This is a genomic window from Streptomyces sp. NPDC059169 (assembly GCF_042755225.1).
Taxonomy (GTDB): Bacteria; Actinomycetota; Actinomycetes; order Streptomycetales; family Streptomycetaceae; genus Streptomyces.
This window is the reverse complement of the sequence record NZ_JBHZCF010000008.1, coordinates 350572-365263: the sequence shown is the minus strand read 5'-3', so window position 1 is coordinate 365263 and position 14692 is coordinate 350572. Positions and strand designations below refer to the sequence as shown.

General features: G+C 70.5%; 13 protein-coding genes. 8 read left to right on the top strand and 5 right to left on the bottom strand.

The window, feature by feature from the left end:
• Positions 1-172 precede the first annotated feature (172 nt).
• Positions 173-325 (top strand): hypothetical protein, encoded by a 153-nt coding sequence (locus ACFXOM_RS18040; RefSeq protein WP_384945013.1) that lies wholly within the window; start codon positions 173-175, stop codon positions 323-325.
• A 272-nt stretch (positions 326-597) separates the two neighbouring features.
• On the opposite strand, the gene ACFXOM_RS18035 is transcribed toward ACFXOM_RS18040, so the two are convergent.
• The 5 genes from ACFXOM_RS18035 to ACFXOM_RS18015 are packed head-to-tail and all read right to left on the bottom strand — an operon-like array spanning position 598 to position 5993.
• Positions 598-1908, bottom strand: coding sequence for a DUF58 domain-containing protein (locus ACFXOM_RS18035; protein ID WP_385038426.1), 1311 nt, complete (start codon positions 1906-1908; stop codon positions 598-600).
• A 12-nt stretch (positions 1909-1920) separates the two neighbouring features.
• Positions 1921-2904 (bottom strand): AAA family ATPase, encoded by a 984-nt coding sequence (locus ACFXOM_RS18030; RefSeq protein WP_384930984.1) that lies wholly within the window; start codon positions 2902-2904, stop codon positions 1921-1923.
• On the bottom strand, positions 2901-4085 hold the full coding sequence (locus ACFXOM_RS18025) for a DUF4350 domain-containing protein (RefSeq protein WP_384945011.1): 1185 nt from the start codon (positions 4083-4085) through the stop codon (positions 2901-2903). The genes ACFXOM_RS18030 and ACFXOM_RS18025 overlap by 4 nt, the downstream gene beginning before the upstream one ends.
• Positions 4082-4774, bottom strand: coding sequence for a DUF4129 domain-containing protein (locus tag ACFXOM_RS18020; protein WP_384930990.1), 693 nt, complete (start codon positions 4772-4774; stop codon positions 4082-4084). The genes ACFXOM_RS18025 and ACFXOM_RS18020 overlap by 4 nt, the downstream gene beginning before the upstream one ends.
• 4 nt (positions 4775-4778) lie before the next feature.
• Positions 4779-5993, bottom strand: coding sequence for a hypothetical protein (locus ACFXOM_RS18015; RefSeq protein WP_384930993.1), 1215 nt, complete (start codon positions 5991-5993; stop codon positions 4779-4781).
• 194 nt (positions 5994-6187) lie between these two features.
• Between ACFXOM_RS18015 and mtnA the strand changes: the two genes are divergently transcribed.
• The 7 genes from mtnA (at position 6188) to ACFXOM_RS17980 (ending at position 14680) form a co-directional block, all read left to right on the top strand.
• Entirely contained in the window at positions 6188-7330 is a 1143-nt protein-coding gene (gene mtnA / locus ACFXOM_RS18010) for an S-methyl-5-thioribose-1-phosphate isomerase (protein WP_384930996.1), read from the top strand.
• A gap of 4 nt (positions 7331-7334) precedes the next feature.
• Positions 7335-8024 carry a two-component system response regulator MtrA gene (gene mtrA / locus ACFXOM_RS18005; RefSeq protein ID WP_384930999.1) on the top strand — a complete coding sequence of 230 codons (690 nt, stop codon included), beginning with the start codon at positions 7335-7337 and terminating at the stop codon, positions 8022-8024.
• Between the two features lies 1 nt (position 8025).
• On the top strand, positions 8026-10065 hold the full coding sequence (gene mtrB / locus ACFXOM_RS18000) for an MtrAB system histidine kinase MtrB (protein WP_384931001.1): 2040 nt from the start codon (positions 8026-8028) through the stop codon (positions 10063-10065).
• Entirely contained in the window at positions 10055-11896 is a 1842-nt protein-coding gene (locus ACFXOM_RS17995) for an LpqB family beta-propeller domain-containing protein (protein WP_384931004.1), read from the top strand. Before mtrB ends, ACFXOM_RS17995 begins: the two co-directional genes overlap by 11 nt.
• 99 nt (positions 11897-11995) lie before the next feature.
• Positions 11996-12844 carry a ComF family protein gene (locus tag ACFXOM_RS17990; protein WP_384945009.1) on the top strand — a complete coding sequence of 283 codons (849 nt, stop codon included), beginning with the start codon at positions 11996-11998 and terminating at the stop codon, positions 12842-12844.
• Positions 12845-13054: 210 nt separating this feature from the next.
• Positions 13055-13744: a ribosome hibernation-promoting factor, HPF/YfiA family gene (hpf, locus tag ACFXOM_RS17985; protein WP_384931009.1), complete on the top strand. Its 690-nt coding sequence runs from the start codon at positions 13055-13057 to the stop codon at positions 13742-13744.
• Between the two features lie 186 nt (positions 13745-13930).
• Positions 13931-14680 carry a response regulator gene (locus tag ACFXOM_RS17980; protein ID WP_384931011.1) on the top strand — a complete coding sequence of 250 codons (750 nt, stop codon included), beginning with the start codon at positions 13931-13933 and terminating at the stop codon, positions 14678-14680.
• The last annotated feature ends 12 nt before the right edge of the window (positions 14681-14692 follow it).

Below are 14692 nucleotides of genomic sequence, written 5' to 3'. Positions count from 1 at the left end.
TGGCCTCAACCCCCGGACTTTGTTCGGGGGTTGAGGCATTTTTGCGTTGTATACCCCCGTCGACCGACCAGTCCGGGACTACCCCGCGTTTGAGGCCGTTTTGGTCTAGCCGTCCCGCAGCGCGGCTCTTTGACAAGGTGACGGGCCCGCGACCTGGCCGCACAGGATCTCGGTGCCGTTCCCGCACAGGAACGGCACCGGCCTCGACCCGGTGAAGCGCATCGACGGGGAAGACGCACGGCTGTCACAGGACCACGACGGGGCAAGCAGCACCGGGTACGACAAGGAGAACCTGAGCCTCGGAACCTTCTTGAAGCGGATGTAAGCCGATGGACAAGGGCTTCGGCAACCGGACGACGGAGTGGAACCCGGACCACACGGCCTCCCGAAGGACCCGGATCTCATGTTCTTCCCGGTCGGCTGACGGGGAGGGCGATGTGCCGCCCTAGCTAGCGCCGTGGCCGTCACCGCCGAAGGCCCTCCCGACCGGGAGGGCCTTCGGCGTAGGAACAGGCGGAATCACGGCACTCAGCGAGGGCGCGCAGCGAGCCGGCGAACCACGGCGACGGCACAGCAGGAGGACCTGGACAGACGGGCCTAGAGCCGCCCCGCTGCTTTCAACGCGAGATAGGCATCGGCGACGGCCGGGGCGAGGTCGTCCGGAAGGGCGTCGACGACGGTCACACCGTGGCGCTGCAGTTGTTCGGAGGTGCGGCCACGCTGGATCTGGGCTTGGGTACCGGCCGCGGCGTCGTACACGTCCTCCACCGTGCCGCGGCTCTCGGCCATCTTCTCGACGTGCGGGTCCGCAACGGCTGCGACGAGCAGGGTGTGGCGTCGGGTGAGTTGGGGGAGCACCGGCAGCAGCCCCTCCTCGATGGGAGCCGCGTCCAGTCCGGTCAGCAGAACGATGAGGGAGCGGCGAGGCGCGTGCTTGAGCGCGGTGGCGCTGAGGCCACGGGCGTCGGTCTCCACCAATTCGGACTCCAGCGGTGCCAGCGCGTTGACCATCGCCGACAGTGCTTCCCCGGCCGCCCGGCCCTGCACCTGGGCCCGCGTACGACGGTCGTACGCCAGGAGATCGACCCGATCGCCGGCTCGGGTGGCGAGCGCGGTCAGGAGGAGTGCGGCGTCCATGGCTGCGTCCAGGCGCGGCACGTCACCTACCCGGCCGGCCGACGTGCGTCCCGTGTCCAACACGATGAGGATGTGGCGGTCACGCTCCGGACGCCAGGTACGCACCGCGACCGCTGACTGGCGGGCGGTGGCACGCCAGTCGATGGAACGGGTGTCGTCGCCCGGCACGTACTCTCGGAGGGTGTCGAATTCGGTGCCCTCGCCGCGAGTGAGCACACTGGTGCGGCCGTCCAGTTCGCGCAGCCGGGCCAGACGGGACGGAAGGTGTCTGCGGCTGGCGAAGGGCGGCAGGACGCGCACCGTCCACGGCACGAGGTGGTTGCCCTGGCGCGCGGCGAGCCCCAGCGGGCCGTAGGACCGGACCGTGACCCGCTCCGCCCGACGGTCGCCCCGGCGGGTCGGGCGCAGGAGTGTGGTGATGCGGCGTTGTTCGCCCGCGGGGACGGCGATCCGGTGCCGAGAGGCTTCCTGATCGGTACCCGCGGGCCAACTGCTGGGTGGCCAGGCGTCACGAAGGTCCGCGCGCAGCCGGCGGCGGGACGGGTTCGTCACCGTCAGCTGGACCTGCGCGCCCTCGCCGAGACGAATCGACGTGTCACCGCTTCGGGTGAATCGCAGGGTGCGTACTGGTGCGGCGAGGGCGTAGTCGCAGAGAATGGCTACTGAGAGTGATGCATTGACCATCAGGAGCCCAGCCCAGTTGGGCGCGACGATGCCCACGAGGAGGGAGCCTAGGGCAGCGAGGAGTGCCGTTCGTCCGGTGAGGGCCATGGGATCGGGGCCTCAGCGGGGGACGGGTACATGGGAGAGGATCGCGGTGATGACGGAGTCGGCAGTGACCCCTTCCATCTCGGCCTCTGGGCGGAGCTGGATGCGATGCCTCAGGGTGGGCAGTGCCAGAGCCTTCACGTCGTCCGGGATGACGTAGTCCCGGCCGGTCAGCCAGGCCCAGGCGCGGGCGGTGGAGAGCAGGGCGGTGGCGCCTCGAGGAGAGGCGCCGAGAGTGAGTGAGGGGGAGTCGCGGGTGGCACGGCAGATATCGACGACATAGCCGGCGATGTCGTCGGAGACCGAGGTCTTGGAGACTGCGGCGCGGGCCGCTTCCAGATCGGCGGCGCTGGCGACAGGACGGATACCGGCGGCCTTCAGATCGCGAGGGTTGAACCCCTCGGCATGCCGGGTGAGAACGTTGATCTCGTCTTCGCGCGAGGGCAGAGGAACCGTCAGCTTGAGGAGAAAACGGTCGAGTTGTGCCTCAGGCAGAGGGTAGGTGCCTTCGTACTCCACCGGGTTCTGCGTCGCCGCGACGAGAAACGGTTCGGGCAACGCCCGCGGAGTACCGTCCACGGTGACCTGACGCTCTTCCATCGCTTCGAGTAGTGACGACTGCGTCTTCGGAGGCGTCCTGTTGATCTCGTCGGCAAGGAGCAGATTGGTGAAGACGGGACCGGGCTGGAAGGAGAACTCGGCGGTTCGCGCATCGTAGACCAACGAGCCCGTGACATCGCTCGGCATGAGATCAGGGGTGAACTGGACCCGCTTGGTGTCGAGTTCGAGGGAAGCGGCGAGGGCACGCACCAGGAGCGTCTTGGCTACGCCCGGGACGCCTTCGAGGAGCACGTGGCCGCGGCACAGCAGGGCGACGACGAGTCCCGTCACGGCGGAATCCTGGCCGACCACGGCTTTCGCGATCTCGGCCCGCAGAGCCTCCAGGGACGTGCGTGCATCGTCCGATTTCCCGGGGGTCTCGGGGGTCGGGGCGCTCATGAGGTGCGTACCTCTCTTTCGAGGGCGTCGAGTTGGTCAGTGAGGCGGATGAGTGCGGCATCGTCCGTGGGCGCCGGGCCGAAGAGCACATCGCCGAGTTCGCGGTCGCTGTCGGCGAGGTGTGCGGAGACGGCCGGGAGGAGGACATCGGGGGAGTGGGCGTCCGCCACGGCGACGCCCAGGAGAGGGGCGAGCCGAGTGCGGGCGGCCTGACGGAGTACGGCGGCGGCCCTGTCGCGGGCATTGGCCTTGCGGTAGAGGCGTGCTCTGCCCTCCGTCGCCTCTGACGCCCGGATGGCGACGGGCAGACGTTCGGTCACGAGTGGTCCGAGCCGCCGCGCCCGCCAGACAGCGGCGATCACGGCGGCGAAGGCGAGCTGGAGCGTGCCCCAGAGCCAACCGGAGGGGATCAGGTCGGAGAACGTCTTGTCGCTGTCGCCCGCGGAGCCATCAGCGAGAGAGGGGAGGTACCAGACGAGATGCGGCCGGGAACCGAGCAGTTGGAGGGCGAGCGAGGCATTGCCCTCCTCGTCGAGGCGCTCGTTGTAGAGGATGTCGGGCGAGCCGATGAGGACGGTGTCCCCACTGCCGGTGCCTTGGATCCTCAGGAGGCTCGGGAGCCCGTCACTGGGGTAGCAGCTCTGGGCGCCCGGGAGGTTGTCCGTGACGTAGCGCTCACCACCCATGTCGGCGCTACCCGCACGCCGGGCGGCGGGGAAGGAGCACCGCGGATCACGGGGCCGGACGGCCGTGGGGGCGTCGGCCAGTACACCGGGAGCGAGGCTCTCGACGGATGCCGGACCCGGCGCGATGAGCACCGTACGACCTCCCTTGGGGGCCACCGAGGTGCGCAGGTCCGCCTGCTGGTCTTCTGTCAGCAGGTCCGGAGTGGTGACCAGGAGCGTGGTGTCGGGGCCGGCGGCGGTAGTGGCCTCGTCGAGGGTGGTGACCACGCGGGTGGAGACGCCCCGCGCGGTGAGCAGTTCGGCGACGGCCCGGCTGCCGTAGCGGTCGGCGGAACGCGGGTCGAGGCTACCGTGCTGGCCACCGGAGCGGACGGCGGCCAGGGCGATGCCCGCGGCGAGCAGGATGGCGACGACGAGCAGCACTCCCCGGGCGCGCGCCCAGATCTGACGGGACGTGGGGGAAGTCGAGGTGGTGGAGGCGGCGGGACCGGTCATTCGGCCGCTCCCGAGGCCGACTGGCTGAGAATGGGTTTGCTGCTTTCCAGTGCGGTGTCGAGTTCCTTGACGCGGAGGTACGCCGGCTCGTCGGCCGTCCGTCCCCCGTACGTGACGTCGTCGAACGTGCCGGCCGCGGAGCGGAGTTCCACGGCGTGCCCGGGCATCGGGCGGCTCGCCTCCGCGGCTGCTTCGTCGGCGGTCCGTCCCGGACGCGGGTCGAGGAGGGCGCGTTCCTCCAGGGACCGGACGATGGCGCGCATCCGTTCCTGGACGGCCTCGTTCCACCGGCCGGCGTCGGCGTGCGCGTCGGCGGCCGCGCGGTGTTCGGCCGCACTGCGGGTGCGCTCGCCGAACAGGGAGTCACCCCCGGTGGTGGGTGTGCGCCGCGGCGTACCGAGTCGCCACCAGAGCGCCGCGATCAGGGCGACGGCGACGACGGCGATGACCGCGAGGCCGAGCGGCCCGCCGGGGGCGGCGCCCGACGCGGAGTCGAAGAGGTCGCCCACCCACTCCCAGAACCGGTCGAGACCGCGCTGGAGCAGGTTCGGATCGTTCTCGTGGTACATCGGCTTGGTGAGTTCGCGCTCGGCCGCCTCCCGGGCGGGGAGGCGTGGAACGTCCACCGGTACGTCGTCGTTCGCGCGGGCGATCAGCCACGCTGCGGTCATGCCCCCCGTGACGGACACCGCATCAGATCCCGGAGGTGCCGGGGCCCGGCGCGTCGGAGTCGTAGCCCGAGACGCCCGCCGCCCGGGCCAGTTCGAGGTCGAGGGCCTCGCGGCGGATGCGCTGGTCCACGTAGAGGAGGACCGTGACGCCGGCCGAGATCGGGTACGTAATGGAGGCGGCGATCACTGCGCCGATGCCGGTGATGACGAGGAACGGCCAGCCGAATTCCGGCGCGCTACCGGAGAACAGCGACCCGAATCCCTGGCCGTCGACCGCGAAGGCGATCACGGCGAACGGAATCTCGATGATCATCGAGACCAGCATGGTCAGCAGGGCGGTGAGGGCCAGGACGCCGAAGGTCCGCCACCATGCTCCGCGAACCAGCTTGGCCGAGCGGCGCAGCGACTGGACGACGCCTTGGCGCTCCAGCATGAGGGCGGGGGAGGCCAAGGCGAAGCGGATCAACAGCCAGAGCGCCACGACGGCACCGGCGAGTCCGCCGAGGACGGCGAGGGCCACACCCGGGGCGGAGCCGATCAGGACGCCGGGGAGCACGCCGACGGCCATCACGCCGACGGCGATCAGCATCAGCAGGAGGATCAGGCCCAGCAGGTGGGGCAGACGGGGCCGCGCCTCACGCCAGGCCTCGGAGAGGTCCACGGGATGGCCCAGCACCGAGCGACTGACGACCACGGTGAGCAGCGCGGTGGTGAAGAGCGTGGCCATCAGGGTCAGTACGGTCGTCGGAGCCAGCCCGATGAGCGAGGCACTGAACTGGTCCTGCGCCTGCTGGAGGGCTTCCGCGGGCGTCGGATTGGGGTTCAGCGCGGGGGGTTTGGGGACCAGGTAGCGCTGGACGAGGATCTCGCCGATCTGGGTGATGACCGAGATGGTGATGGTGATGCCCAGCACCGTTCGCCAGTGTGCGCGGAGCGTGGACACGGCTCCGTCCAGGATCTCGCCGACGCCGAGGGGGCGCAGGGGGATGACCCCGGGCTTCGCCGCGGGGGCGTGACCCCAGCCGCTCCCCTGGGGCGCGCCTCCCCAGCCGTACGGGGGCGGCGGAGCCCCCGGGCCCGGCCCAGGGGTGGTCGGCGGAGTCCACTGACCGGCGGGCGGCTGCTGCGCGGACCATTTCGGGGACGGTCCGGTGGCACCCGTGGGGTCCGGCGCTCCCGAGCCCTGGCCGTCGGACGGAGAGGATCCGGGCGAAGCCCAGCCCGGAGTGTCGTTCACGGTCGTCCACCTCGTGGATTGGTCGCGGCGCCGGTTCGTCGATCCGGCTCGGTCACGGTGTCCGTCCGCGTATCACGGCGGATGGTTGGCAGCCATCGTGCCACGCGCCGTTCGCCGGTGGGCGGGCTGGTGGATCTCCTCGTCGCCTTCCTTGTCGCCTTCATTGTCGGTGCTTCAGGGGGCAGACTGGGCGGATGGATGATCAGCACGCACGAACCGTGGCCGGTGAAGAGCCGCCGAGGCTTCCGTCACTGCGTTGGGACGAGCCACCGGAGGGCCCGGTGCTGGTCCTTCTCGACCAGACCCGGTTGCCCGCCGAGGAGGTCGAGTTGGCCTGTACGGACGTACCGGCGCTGGTGCACGCGATCCAGACGCTGGCCGTGCGTGGTGCGCCGCTGCTCGGCATCGCCGGTGCCTACGGGGTGGCGCTGGCCGCGGTGCGCGGCTACGACGTCGCGGAGGCGGCGTCCTTGCTGGAGCGGGCCCGACCCACCGCGGTGAACCTCGGTTACGGGGTGCGGCGGGCGGCCGCCGCGTACCGGGAGGCGCTCGCCGGTGGAGCCGGAGCGGACGGGGCTGCTGCGGCCGCGCTCTCGGCGGCGCGGCAGTTGCACCGGGAGGACGCCGAGGGCAGCGACGAGATGGCACGGTACGGCCTCGAACTGCTCGACGAACTGATGCCGGGGGGCAGCCACCGGATCCTCACGCACTGCAACACCGGTCGGCTCGTCTCGGGAGGGGAGGGCACTGCCTTCGCGGTCGCTCGTGCCGCCCACCGGGCGGGTCGGCTGCGCAGGCTGTGGGTGGACGAGACGCGACCGCTGTTGCAGGGCGCCCGGCTCACCGCGTACGAAGCGGCCAGGAGCGGGATGGCGTACACCCTGCTCACGGACAGTGCCGCGGGTTCACTGTTCGCGTCGGGGCAGGTCGACGCCGTGCTGATAGGGGCGGACCGGATCGCCGCGGACGGTTCCGTCGCCAACAAGGTGGGCAGCTACCCCCTGGCCGTGCTGGCCAAGTACCACCACGTGCCGTTCGTCGTGGTGGCGCCGACCACCACGATGGACCTGCGCACACCGGACGGGGCGTCGATAGAGGTGGAGCAGCGTTCGGGGCAGGAAGTGACGGAAGTGCCCGTGCCGGGATACGCCGCGGTCCGAGCCGAGGCCGGGGTGTCCGTCGCACCGCTGGGAACTCAGGCGTACAACCCTGCGTTCGATGTCACACCTCCTGAGCTCGTCACGGCGATCGTCACGGAAGAAGGGGCGATTTCCCCGGTCACGGGGGAGGCGATAGTGGATCTGTGTGCCAGGTCACGCCGGGTAACGATGAGCTAATGGGATGATGTCGAATATGAAGGGACGCGTCCTCGTCGTCGACGACGACACCGCACTGGCCGAGATGCTCGGCATTGTGCTGCGTGGTGAAGGGTTCGAGCCGTCGTTCGTAGCGGACGGCGACAAGGCACTCGCTGCTTTCCGTGAGGTGAAGCCTGACCTGGTGCTGCTCGACCTCATGCTGCCGGGCCGCGACGGCATCGAGGTCTGCAGGCTGATCAGGGCGGAGTCGGGTGTGCCGATCGTGATGCTCACGGCCAAGAGCGACACCGTCGACGTGGTGGTCGGCCTGGAGTCCGGGGCCGATGACTACATCGTCAAGCCGTTCAAGCCGAAGGAGCTGGTCGCTCGTATCCGGGCCCGGCTGCGGAGGTCGGAGGAGCCCGCTCCGGAGCAGCTGGCGATCGGAGACCTGGTCATCGACGTGGCCGGTCACTCGGTGAAGCGGGACGGTCAGTCGATCGCGCTGACGCCGCTCGAGTTCGACCTGCTCGTCGCGCTGGCCCGGAAGCCGTGGCAGGTGTTCACCCGCGAGGTGCTGCTGGAGCAGGTGTGGGGGTACCGCCATGCGGCGGACACCAGGCTGGTCAACGTCCACGTCCAGAGGCTCCGCTCCAAGGTCGAGAAGGACCCGGAGCGGCCGGAGATCGTGGTGACCGTCCGTGGCGTCGGATACAAGGCCGGGCCGAGCTGACATGACCGTGGGCAGCACTGCTCCGAAGCCCGGGGGGCCGGGAGTCCGTACGGGGCGGGCTGCCGGGCCCGGGCATGGGCATTCGCGTGTGGGTCGGCTCCTCCAGGGCGGACGGCTCCTCCAGGACGGGGCACCGAGCGTGCCGGCGCTCCGGCTCTTCGTGCGCTGGGCGCGCCGGCCGTTGCTGCCGGCCGTGCGGCTGTGGCGGCGCAACATCCAGCTCCGGGTCGTCGCCGGCACCCTGCTGATGTCGCTCGGCGTGGTGCTGCTGCTCGGGCTCGTCGTCATCGGCCAGGTCCGCAACGGTCTGCTGGACGCCAAGGAGCAGGCGGCGCTCAGTCAGGCCGCCGGTGGCTTCGTGGCGGCGCAGGACAAGGCGAGCGTGCCGGCCGCCCTCGGCGGCCAGGACGGCGACGGGACGGACGCCAGGCCCGACCACGCCTCCGTGAACTGGCGGTCCGAGCTGGTCAAGCAGTTGGCGAGCGGTGGCCAGGGCGCGTACCACGTGGTGGCGCTCAGCCCGGACTCTGAGGACGCCGGGACGAGCAGGTCGCCCCGGGCGTCCGGCGACGTCGACGTCGCGAGCGTTCCCGAGGCGCTGCGCAGCTCGGTCGCTCAGGGGACGGGCACGTACCAGACCTATGTGAAGATCAAATACCTGGTGCCGAAGGAGGCCGAGGCCGGGCTCGTCGTCGGCAAGCGCCTCAACGACGTCGCGGGCAAGCCCTACGAGCTCTACTACCTCTTCCCGCTGACCCACGAGGAAGACTCGCTGAGCCTGGTCAAGGGCACTCTGGCCACCGCCGGGCTCTTCGTGGTGGTCCTGCTCGGAGCCATCGCGTGGCTGGTGGTGAGGCAGGTCGTCACGCCGGTTCGGATGGCCGCCGGAATCGCCGAGCGGCTGTCCGCGGGACGGCTCCAGGAGCGGATGAAGGTCACCGGTGAGGATGACATCGCCAGACTCGGTGAAGCCTTCAACAAGATGGCCCAGAACCTCCAGCACAAGATCCAGCAGCTGGAGGAGCTGTCCAGGATGCAGCGGCGGTTCGTCTCGGACGTGTCGCACGAGCTGCGGACGCCCCTGACGACCGTCCGCATGGCGGCGGACGTCATCTACGAGGCGCGCAGCGACTTCGACCCCGTGACGGCACGCTCCGCCGAGTTGCTCGGCGACCAGCTGGACCGGTTCGAGTCGCTGCTCTCCGACCTGCTGGAGATCAGCCGCTTCGACGCGGGTGCCGCGGCGCTGGAGGCGGAGGCCATAGATCTGCGCGAGGTCGTGCACCGGGTGATAGGCGGCGCGGCGCCGCTGGCCGAGCGGAAGGGCTCGCGCATCCGGGTGATCGGGGACGAGCAGCCCGTCGTCGCCGAGGCCGACGCCCGGCGCATCGAGCGAGTGCTGCGCAATCTCGTCGTCAACGCCGTCGAACACGGTGAGGGACGCGATGTGGTCGTGCGCATGGCGTCGGCCGGTGGCGCAGTCGCCGTGGCCGTGCGTGACTACGGCGTCGGGCTCAAGCCCGGCGAGGCGACCCGGGTGTTCAACCGTTTCTGGCGGGCCGATCCGGCCCGTGCGCGCACCACCGGAGGCACCGGCCTCGGTCTGTCCATCGCCGTGGAGGACGCGCGGCTCCACGGCGGCTGGCTGCAGGCCTGGGGCGAGCCGGGCGGCGGATCGCAGTTCCGGCTGACGCTGCCGCGTACGGCCGACGAGCCGCTGCGGGGATCGCCGGTCCCCCTGGAGCCCGAGGACTCCCGGCGCGCCCGTGACCGGGCCGCGGCCGACGCGGCGAACGACGGCGCCCTGCGGTTGGCGGCCGTCCCGCCGCAACCCGGCGCGGACAGGTCGCGCCTGCCCGGGCCGGTGCGGCCCGGTGGGCTGCCGCACGCCTCCTCGGCGGCGGTGGATCCGGCTGCGCTGCCGGGCAGCGGTGCACGTGTGGTGGCCCGCCCGGTGGGAGAGCCGTCGGCTGATGGAGGGACGGCTGGATCCGTCCCGGGACAGGTTTCGGAGCGGGAGGACACGACTCGTGGGCGCTGAGCGTCATCGGTCCGGCCGGAGGCGCACCGTACGGGCAGGGGCCGTGCTCGCCTGCGTCGCCATGGTGCTGGCCGGGTGTGCGTCGATGCCGGATAGCGGCGACGTGGAGCAGGTGAAGGCGACCAAGGGCGTCGACTCCCAGGTGCGGGTCTACGCCGTCCCGCCTCGCGACGGTGCCAAGCCGGACGAGATCGTCGGCGGTTTCCTCGAGGCCATGACGAGCGACGACCCGAGCTTCGCCACCGCTCGCAAGTACCTGACGAAGCGAGCGTCCAGGGAGTGGCGTCCCGAGGCGCTGACGACCGTGCTCACGGAGGCTCCGGTCTCCGGTCCGGCGAGCGTCGGGGGCGACGAGAACGATCGCAGCTACGCGCTGTCCGGTGAGCTGATCGCCACGGTGGACCGCCATGTGTACCACTCCGCGGTGCCCACCCAGTACGGCGGAACGCTTCGCCTGGTGCGGCAGGCCACGTCGGACGGCAAGGGCAAGGAGTGGCGCATCGACGCGGCCCCCACGGGCCTGGTGCTCGGCGAGAGCGACTTCCTGCGCAACTACAGCTCCGTCAACCGCTACTACTTCGTGTCGGGACGGGATTCCGTGGTCGCCGATCCGGTCTACATACGGTTGCGACAGGATCCGGTGACGCGGATGGACGCGGTCGCGCAGACCGTGTCGGTGCTGTTCGAGGGCCCGACGGACTGGGTGGCACCGGCGGTGGTCTCGGCGTTCCCCGTGGGCACGGCGCTCAAGAAGGGCGTGACGTCCCTGACACCGGACGACCAGAACAAGCTCAAGGTGCCGCTCAACGAGAAGGCGTCCGGCGCGGGACGGACGGCGTGCCGGCGGATGGCCACCCAGTTGCTGCTCACCCTGCACGACCTGACGTCGCCCCGCGTCGACCAGGTGGAACTGCTCCGCTCCGACGGCTCCCAGCTGTGTGTGCTCAGCACCGACCAGGCCGAGGCTTCCGCCCCGGTCCGGCCGTCGCCGAGCCCCGACAACGTGTACTTCGTGGACGGGGACCGCCGGATGGCCGTGGTCCGGGCGACCGCCAAGCCCGTCGACAAGACGATGGTGCGCGGTCCGTTCGGCAACGGTTCGCTGAAGATCGGCACGGTCGCCGTGGCTCGCAGCATGCAGCGCGCGGCTGCGGTCTCGTACGACGGCAAATCCCTCTACACGGCGTCGATCATGTCCGACGAGGAACTGGCTCCGCCCTTGGTGCAGAGCCATGCCGTGAAGCCCGAGGACCGGCTCTCGGCGCCGAGCTGGGACCGGAGCGACCTGTGGGTGGCTGACCGCGACCCGACCCGGCCGCGTCTGCTCCGCCTGGCCAACGGCCGGGGTACCGGGGAAGAGGTCAAGGTCCAAGGGCTCGACGACGCGCGGATCGAGTCGCTGAGGGTGTCCGCCGACGGGGTGCGGATCGCGCTGCTGGTGTCCAAGAACGGCAAGACCACCCTCAAGATCGGCCGTATCGAACGGCACACCGGCACGGAGGGCGAGCTCAAGGTCTCGGTGGCGGACCTGCAGCCCGCGGCGCCGCGGCTGGAGACGGTGACGGCGCTGTCCTGGGCAGGTCCCAGCCGTCTCGTCGTGGTCGGCAAGGAGGCCGGCGGGGTGCAGCAGGTGCGCTACATCCAGACTGACGGCTCCTTGTCGCCGGCCGGTGGCCTCCCCGGACTCAACAAGGTGTCTGCCGTCGCCGCCACGGAGGACAAGGACCAGTACCTGGTCGCGGTGTCCGACGACGGGCTGGTGCGGTTCGTCCCCAGTGCGAACTGGCAGACGGTGATCGAGGACGGATCGTCGCCGGTCTACCCGGGTTAGTCCGACCGCGCCCCCGGAGCCTCCTCGATGCACCGAGGAGGCTCCGGGGGTTTTCCACAGGGATGGCCCCGTCCTTCGGGCAGGAGGACAGTGGTGGGCATGCGGGAGTGGTGGGGGGAGATCGCCGGACTGGTGTTGCCGGCCGTCTGCGAGGGCTGCGGACGGCCCCGTTCCCTGCTCTGCCGTGCGTGTGCGCGTCAGCTGGTCGGTGGGGAGCCGGGGCGCGTCCTGCCGCGACCCGCGCCCGCGGGCCTGCCTGTGGTGTTCGCCGCGGCCCGCTACGAGGGCGCGGTGCGTGCCGTCCTGCTGGCCCACAAGGAGCGGGGCGCACTGGGTCTCGCGGGCCCGCTGGGCGGAGCGCTGGCCTCCGCAGTGCGGGCCGCGCCGCCGGAGACCATGCGGCGGCCGTCCGGACCGCTGCTCCTGGTACCGGTGCCCTCGGCGCCCCGCGCCGTGCGGGCCCGGGGCCAGGACGCCGCCCGGCGGATCGCCGCAGCCGCTGCCGGGGCCTTGCGGAGCACGGGCACGTACGCGCGGGCGCTACCAGTACTGCGGCACGCCCGCCGGGTGGCGGACCAGTCGGGTCTCACGGCCCGGGAGAGGCTGGAGAACCTGGCGGGGGCACTGGAGGTGGTGCCGGGCGCCGAGCGCCTCCTGGAGGACCGCAGAGCGGTGCTCGTGGACGACGTGATGACCACGGGCGCCTCGCTCGCGGAGGCGGCGCGGGCCCTGCGCACGGCAACCGTCACCCGTTGCCCGGGCTTCACTCCCTCGAGTGCCGCGGTGGTCGCCGCGCCCCCGCTGTCCTTCGAACCGGTCCGGAACTCGCAGGCCGGTTGCAACGTTGCAGGTTGCAGGACGGGAAATCCACTGGGTCGGAAGTACGCGCTGGTAGCGGGTGCCGACAACGGTCCAGGAGAGCTATGTTCGGGGTGTGAGGAAAGGTGAACGCAGCCCGTCAGCGAATACTTGCTTGAGTTGCGGACAGGTATTCGTGCGGTAGCCCAAGTCCTCGAAATGTGGTGGGGTGGCGATCTTGCCGATGGGGGAGGAGGAGGTGAAAGTCGCCAAGTCCGAGGCTCCGGCGTTCACCGGGGCCTGGTGCAAAAGGGAGATGCTCCGCCGTGGGAGCGGAGCGATCCGGGAACGGAGTTCTGCGTGGACATCGTCGTCAAGGGCCGCAAGACCGAGGTGCCCGAGCGGTTCCGCAAGCACGTGGCCGAGAAGCTGAAGCTGGAGAAGATCCAGAAGCTCGACGGCAAGGTGATCAGCCTCGACGTCGAGGTGTCCAAAGAGCACAACCCGCGGCAGGCCGACCGTTCCGACCGCGTGGAGATCACACTGCATTCGCGGGGCCCCGTGATCCGGGCGGAAGCGGCTGCCGGCGACCCGTACGCAGCGCTCGATCTGGCCACGGCGAAGCTGGAGGGGCGGCTGCGCAAGCAGCACGACAAGCGCCACACCCGCCGGGGCAATGGCCGGCTTTCGGCGGCAGAGGTCGCCGATGTCGTCCCTGGCGTGGCCCAGTTGAACGGTAGCGGTGAGCCCGTCACCGAGGAACCTGCGGAATCCATTCCGACGACCAGGATCGGCTCGCTCGAGGTGCAGGGCGAAGGGCCGCTGGTGGTGCGGGAGAAGAACCACGTCGCCGCCCCGATGACGCTCGACCAGGCGCTGTACGAAATGGAGTTGGTCGGGCACGACTTCTATCTGTTCGTCGACTCCGAGACCAAGGAGCCCAGTGTCGTCTACCGGCGACATGCCTATGACTACGGCGTGATCCACCTGCAGACCGATCCGCTCGCGGGACGCGAGGCGGGCGGCGCCGGTGGTGCGCTCGGCGGCTGATCCCTTCCTACCCCGGTGCCCCTGGAGCGCCCTTTGCGCCCCCAGGGGCGCCTTTGTGCCACCGGAGGACCGCCCCTGTGACGAGCTGGCATGAAATCATGGGCGGTCCGAGCCAACCGGTGCGCAGTGGACTGTGGTTGGCAGACCGCAGATGAACCAAGGGCCACGGCCTCAGGGGGAGGAACGATGGCGGACAGCTTCGGACCGGTACAGCATGCGGATGACGCCGGAGGCGCGGCCGGTGCGCCCGGTGCCGGGCGGGACGCGTCCCACAAGGAGCCGATCCGGGTGCTTGTGGTGGACGATCACGCGCTCTTCCGCCGAGGGCTGGAGATCGTCCTCGCGCACGAAGAGGACATCCAGGTCGTCGGCGAGGCCGGGGACGGGGCGGAAGCGGTGGACAAGGCGGCCGATCTGCTGCCCGACATCGTGCTGATGGACGTGCGCATGCCCAAGCGGGGTGGGATCGAGGCATGTACCTCCATCAAAGAGGTCGCCCCCAGCGCGAAGATCATCATGTTGACGATCAGCGATGAGGAGGCGGACCTCTACGAGGCGATCAAGGCCGGTGCCACCGGCTACCTCCTCAAGGAGATCTCGACGGACGAGGTGGCGACGGCGATCCGCGCGGTGGCCGACGGGCAGTCGCAGATCAGCCCGTCCATGGCGTCCAAGCTGCTGACCGAGTTCAAGTCGATGATCCAGCGCACCGACGAGCGCCGGCTGGTACCCGCCCCCCGGCTCACCGACCGGGAGCTGGAGGTCCTCAAGCTGGTGGCCACCGGGATGAACAACCGGGACATCGCCAAGGAGCTGTTCATCTCCGAGAACACGGTGAAGAACCACGTCCGCAACATCCTGGAGAAGCTCCAGCTGCACTCCCGCATGGAGGCCGTCGTGTACGCGATGCGGGAGAAGATCCTCGAGATCCGCTGACCGCTCGGGACG

Bases quoted from the DNA above. Each gene is read 5' to 3' on its own strand.
- ACFXOM_RS18035 (WP_385038426.1), bottom strand. From the start codon at position 1,908: ATGGCCCTCACCGGACGAACGGCACTCCTCGCTGCCCTAGGCTCCCTC.
- ACFXOM_RS18030 (WP_384930984.1), bottom strand. From the start codon at position 2,904: ATGAGCGCCCCGACCCCCGAGACCCCCGGGAAATCGGACGATGCACGC.
- ACFXOM_RS18025 (WP_384945011.1), bottom strand. From the start codon at position 4,085: ATGACCGGTCCCGCCGCCTCCACCACCTCGACTTCCCCCACGTCCCGT.
- mtnA (WP_384930996.1), top strand. From the start codon at position 6,188: ATGGATGATCAGCACGCACGAACCGTGGCCGGTGAAGAGCCGCCGAGG.
- mtrA (WP_384930999.1), top strand. From the start codon at position 7,335: ATGATGTCGAATATGAAGGGACGCGTCCTCGTCGTCGACGACGACACC.
- mtrB (WP_384931001.1), top strand. From the start codon at position 8,026: ATGACCGTGGGCAGCACTGCTCCGAAGCCCGGGGGGCCGGGAGTCCGT.
- ACFXOM_RS17990 (WP_384945009.1), top strand. From the start codon at position 11,996: ATGCGGGAGTGGTGGGGGGAGATCGCCGGACTGGTGTTGCCGGCCGTC.
- ACFXOM_RS17980 (WP_384931011.1), top strand. From the start codon at position 13,931: ATGGCGGACAGCTTCGGACCGGTACAGCATGCGGATGACGCCGGAGGC.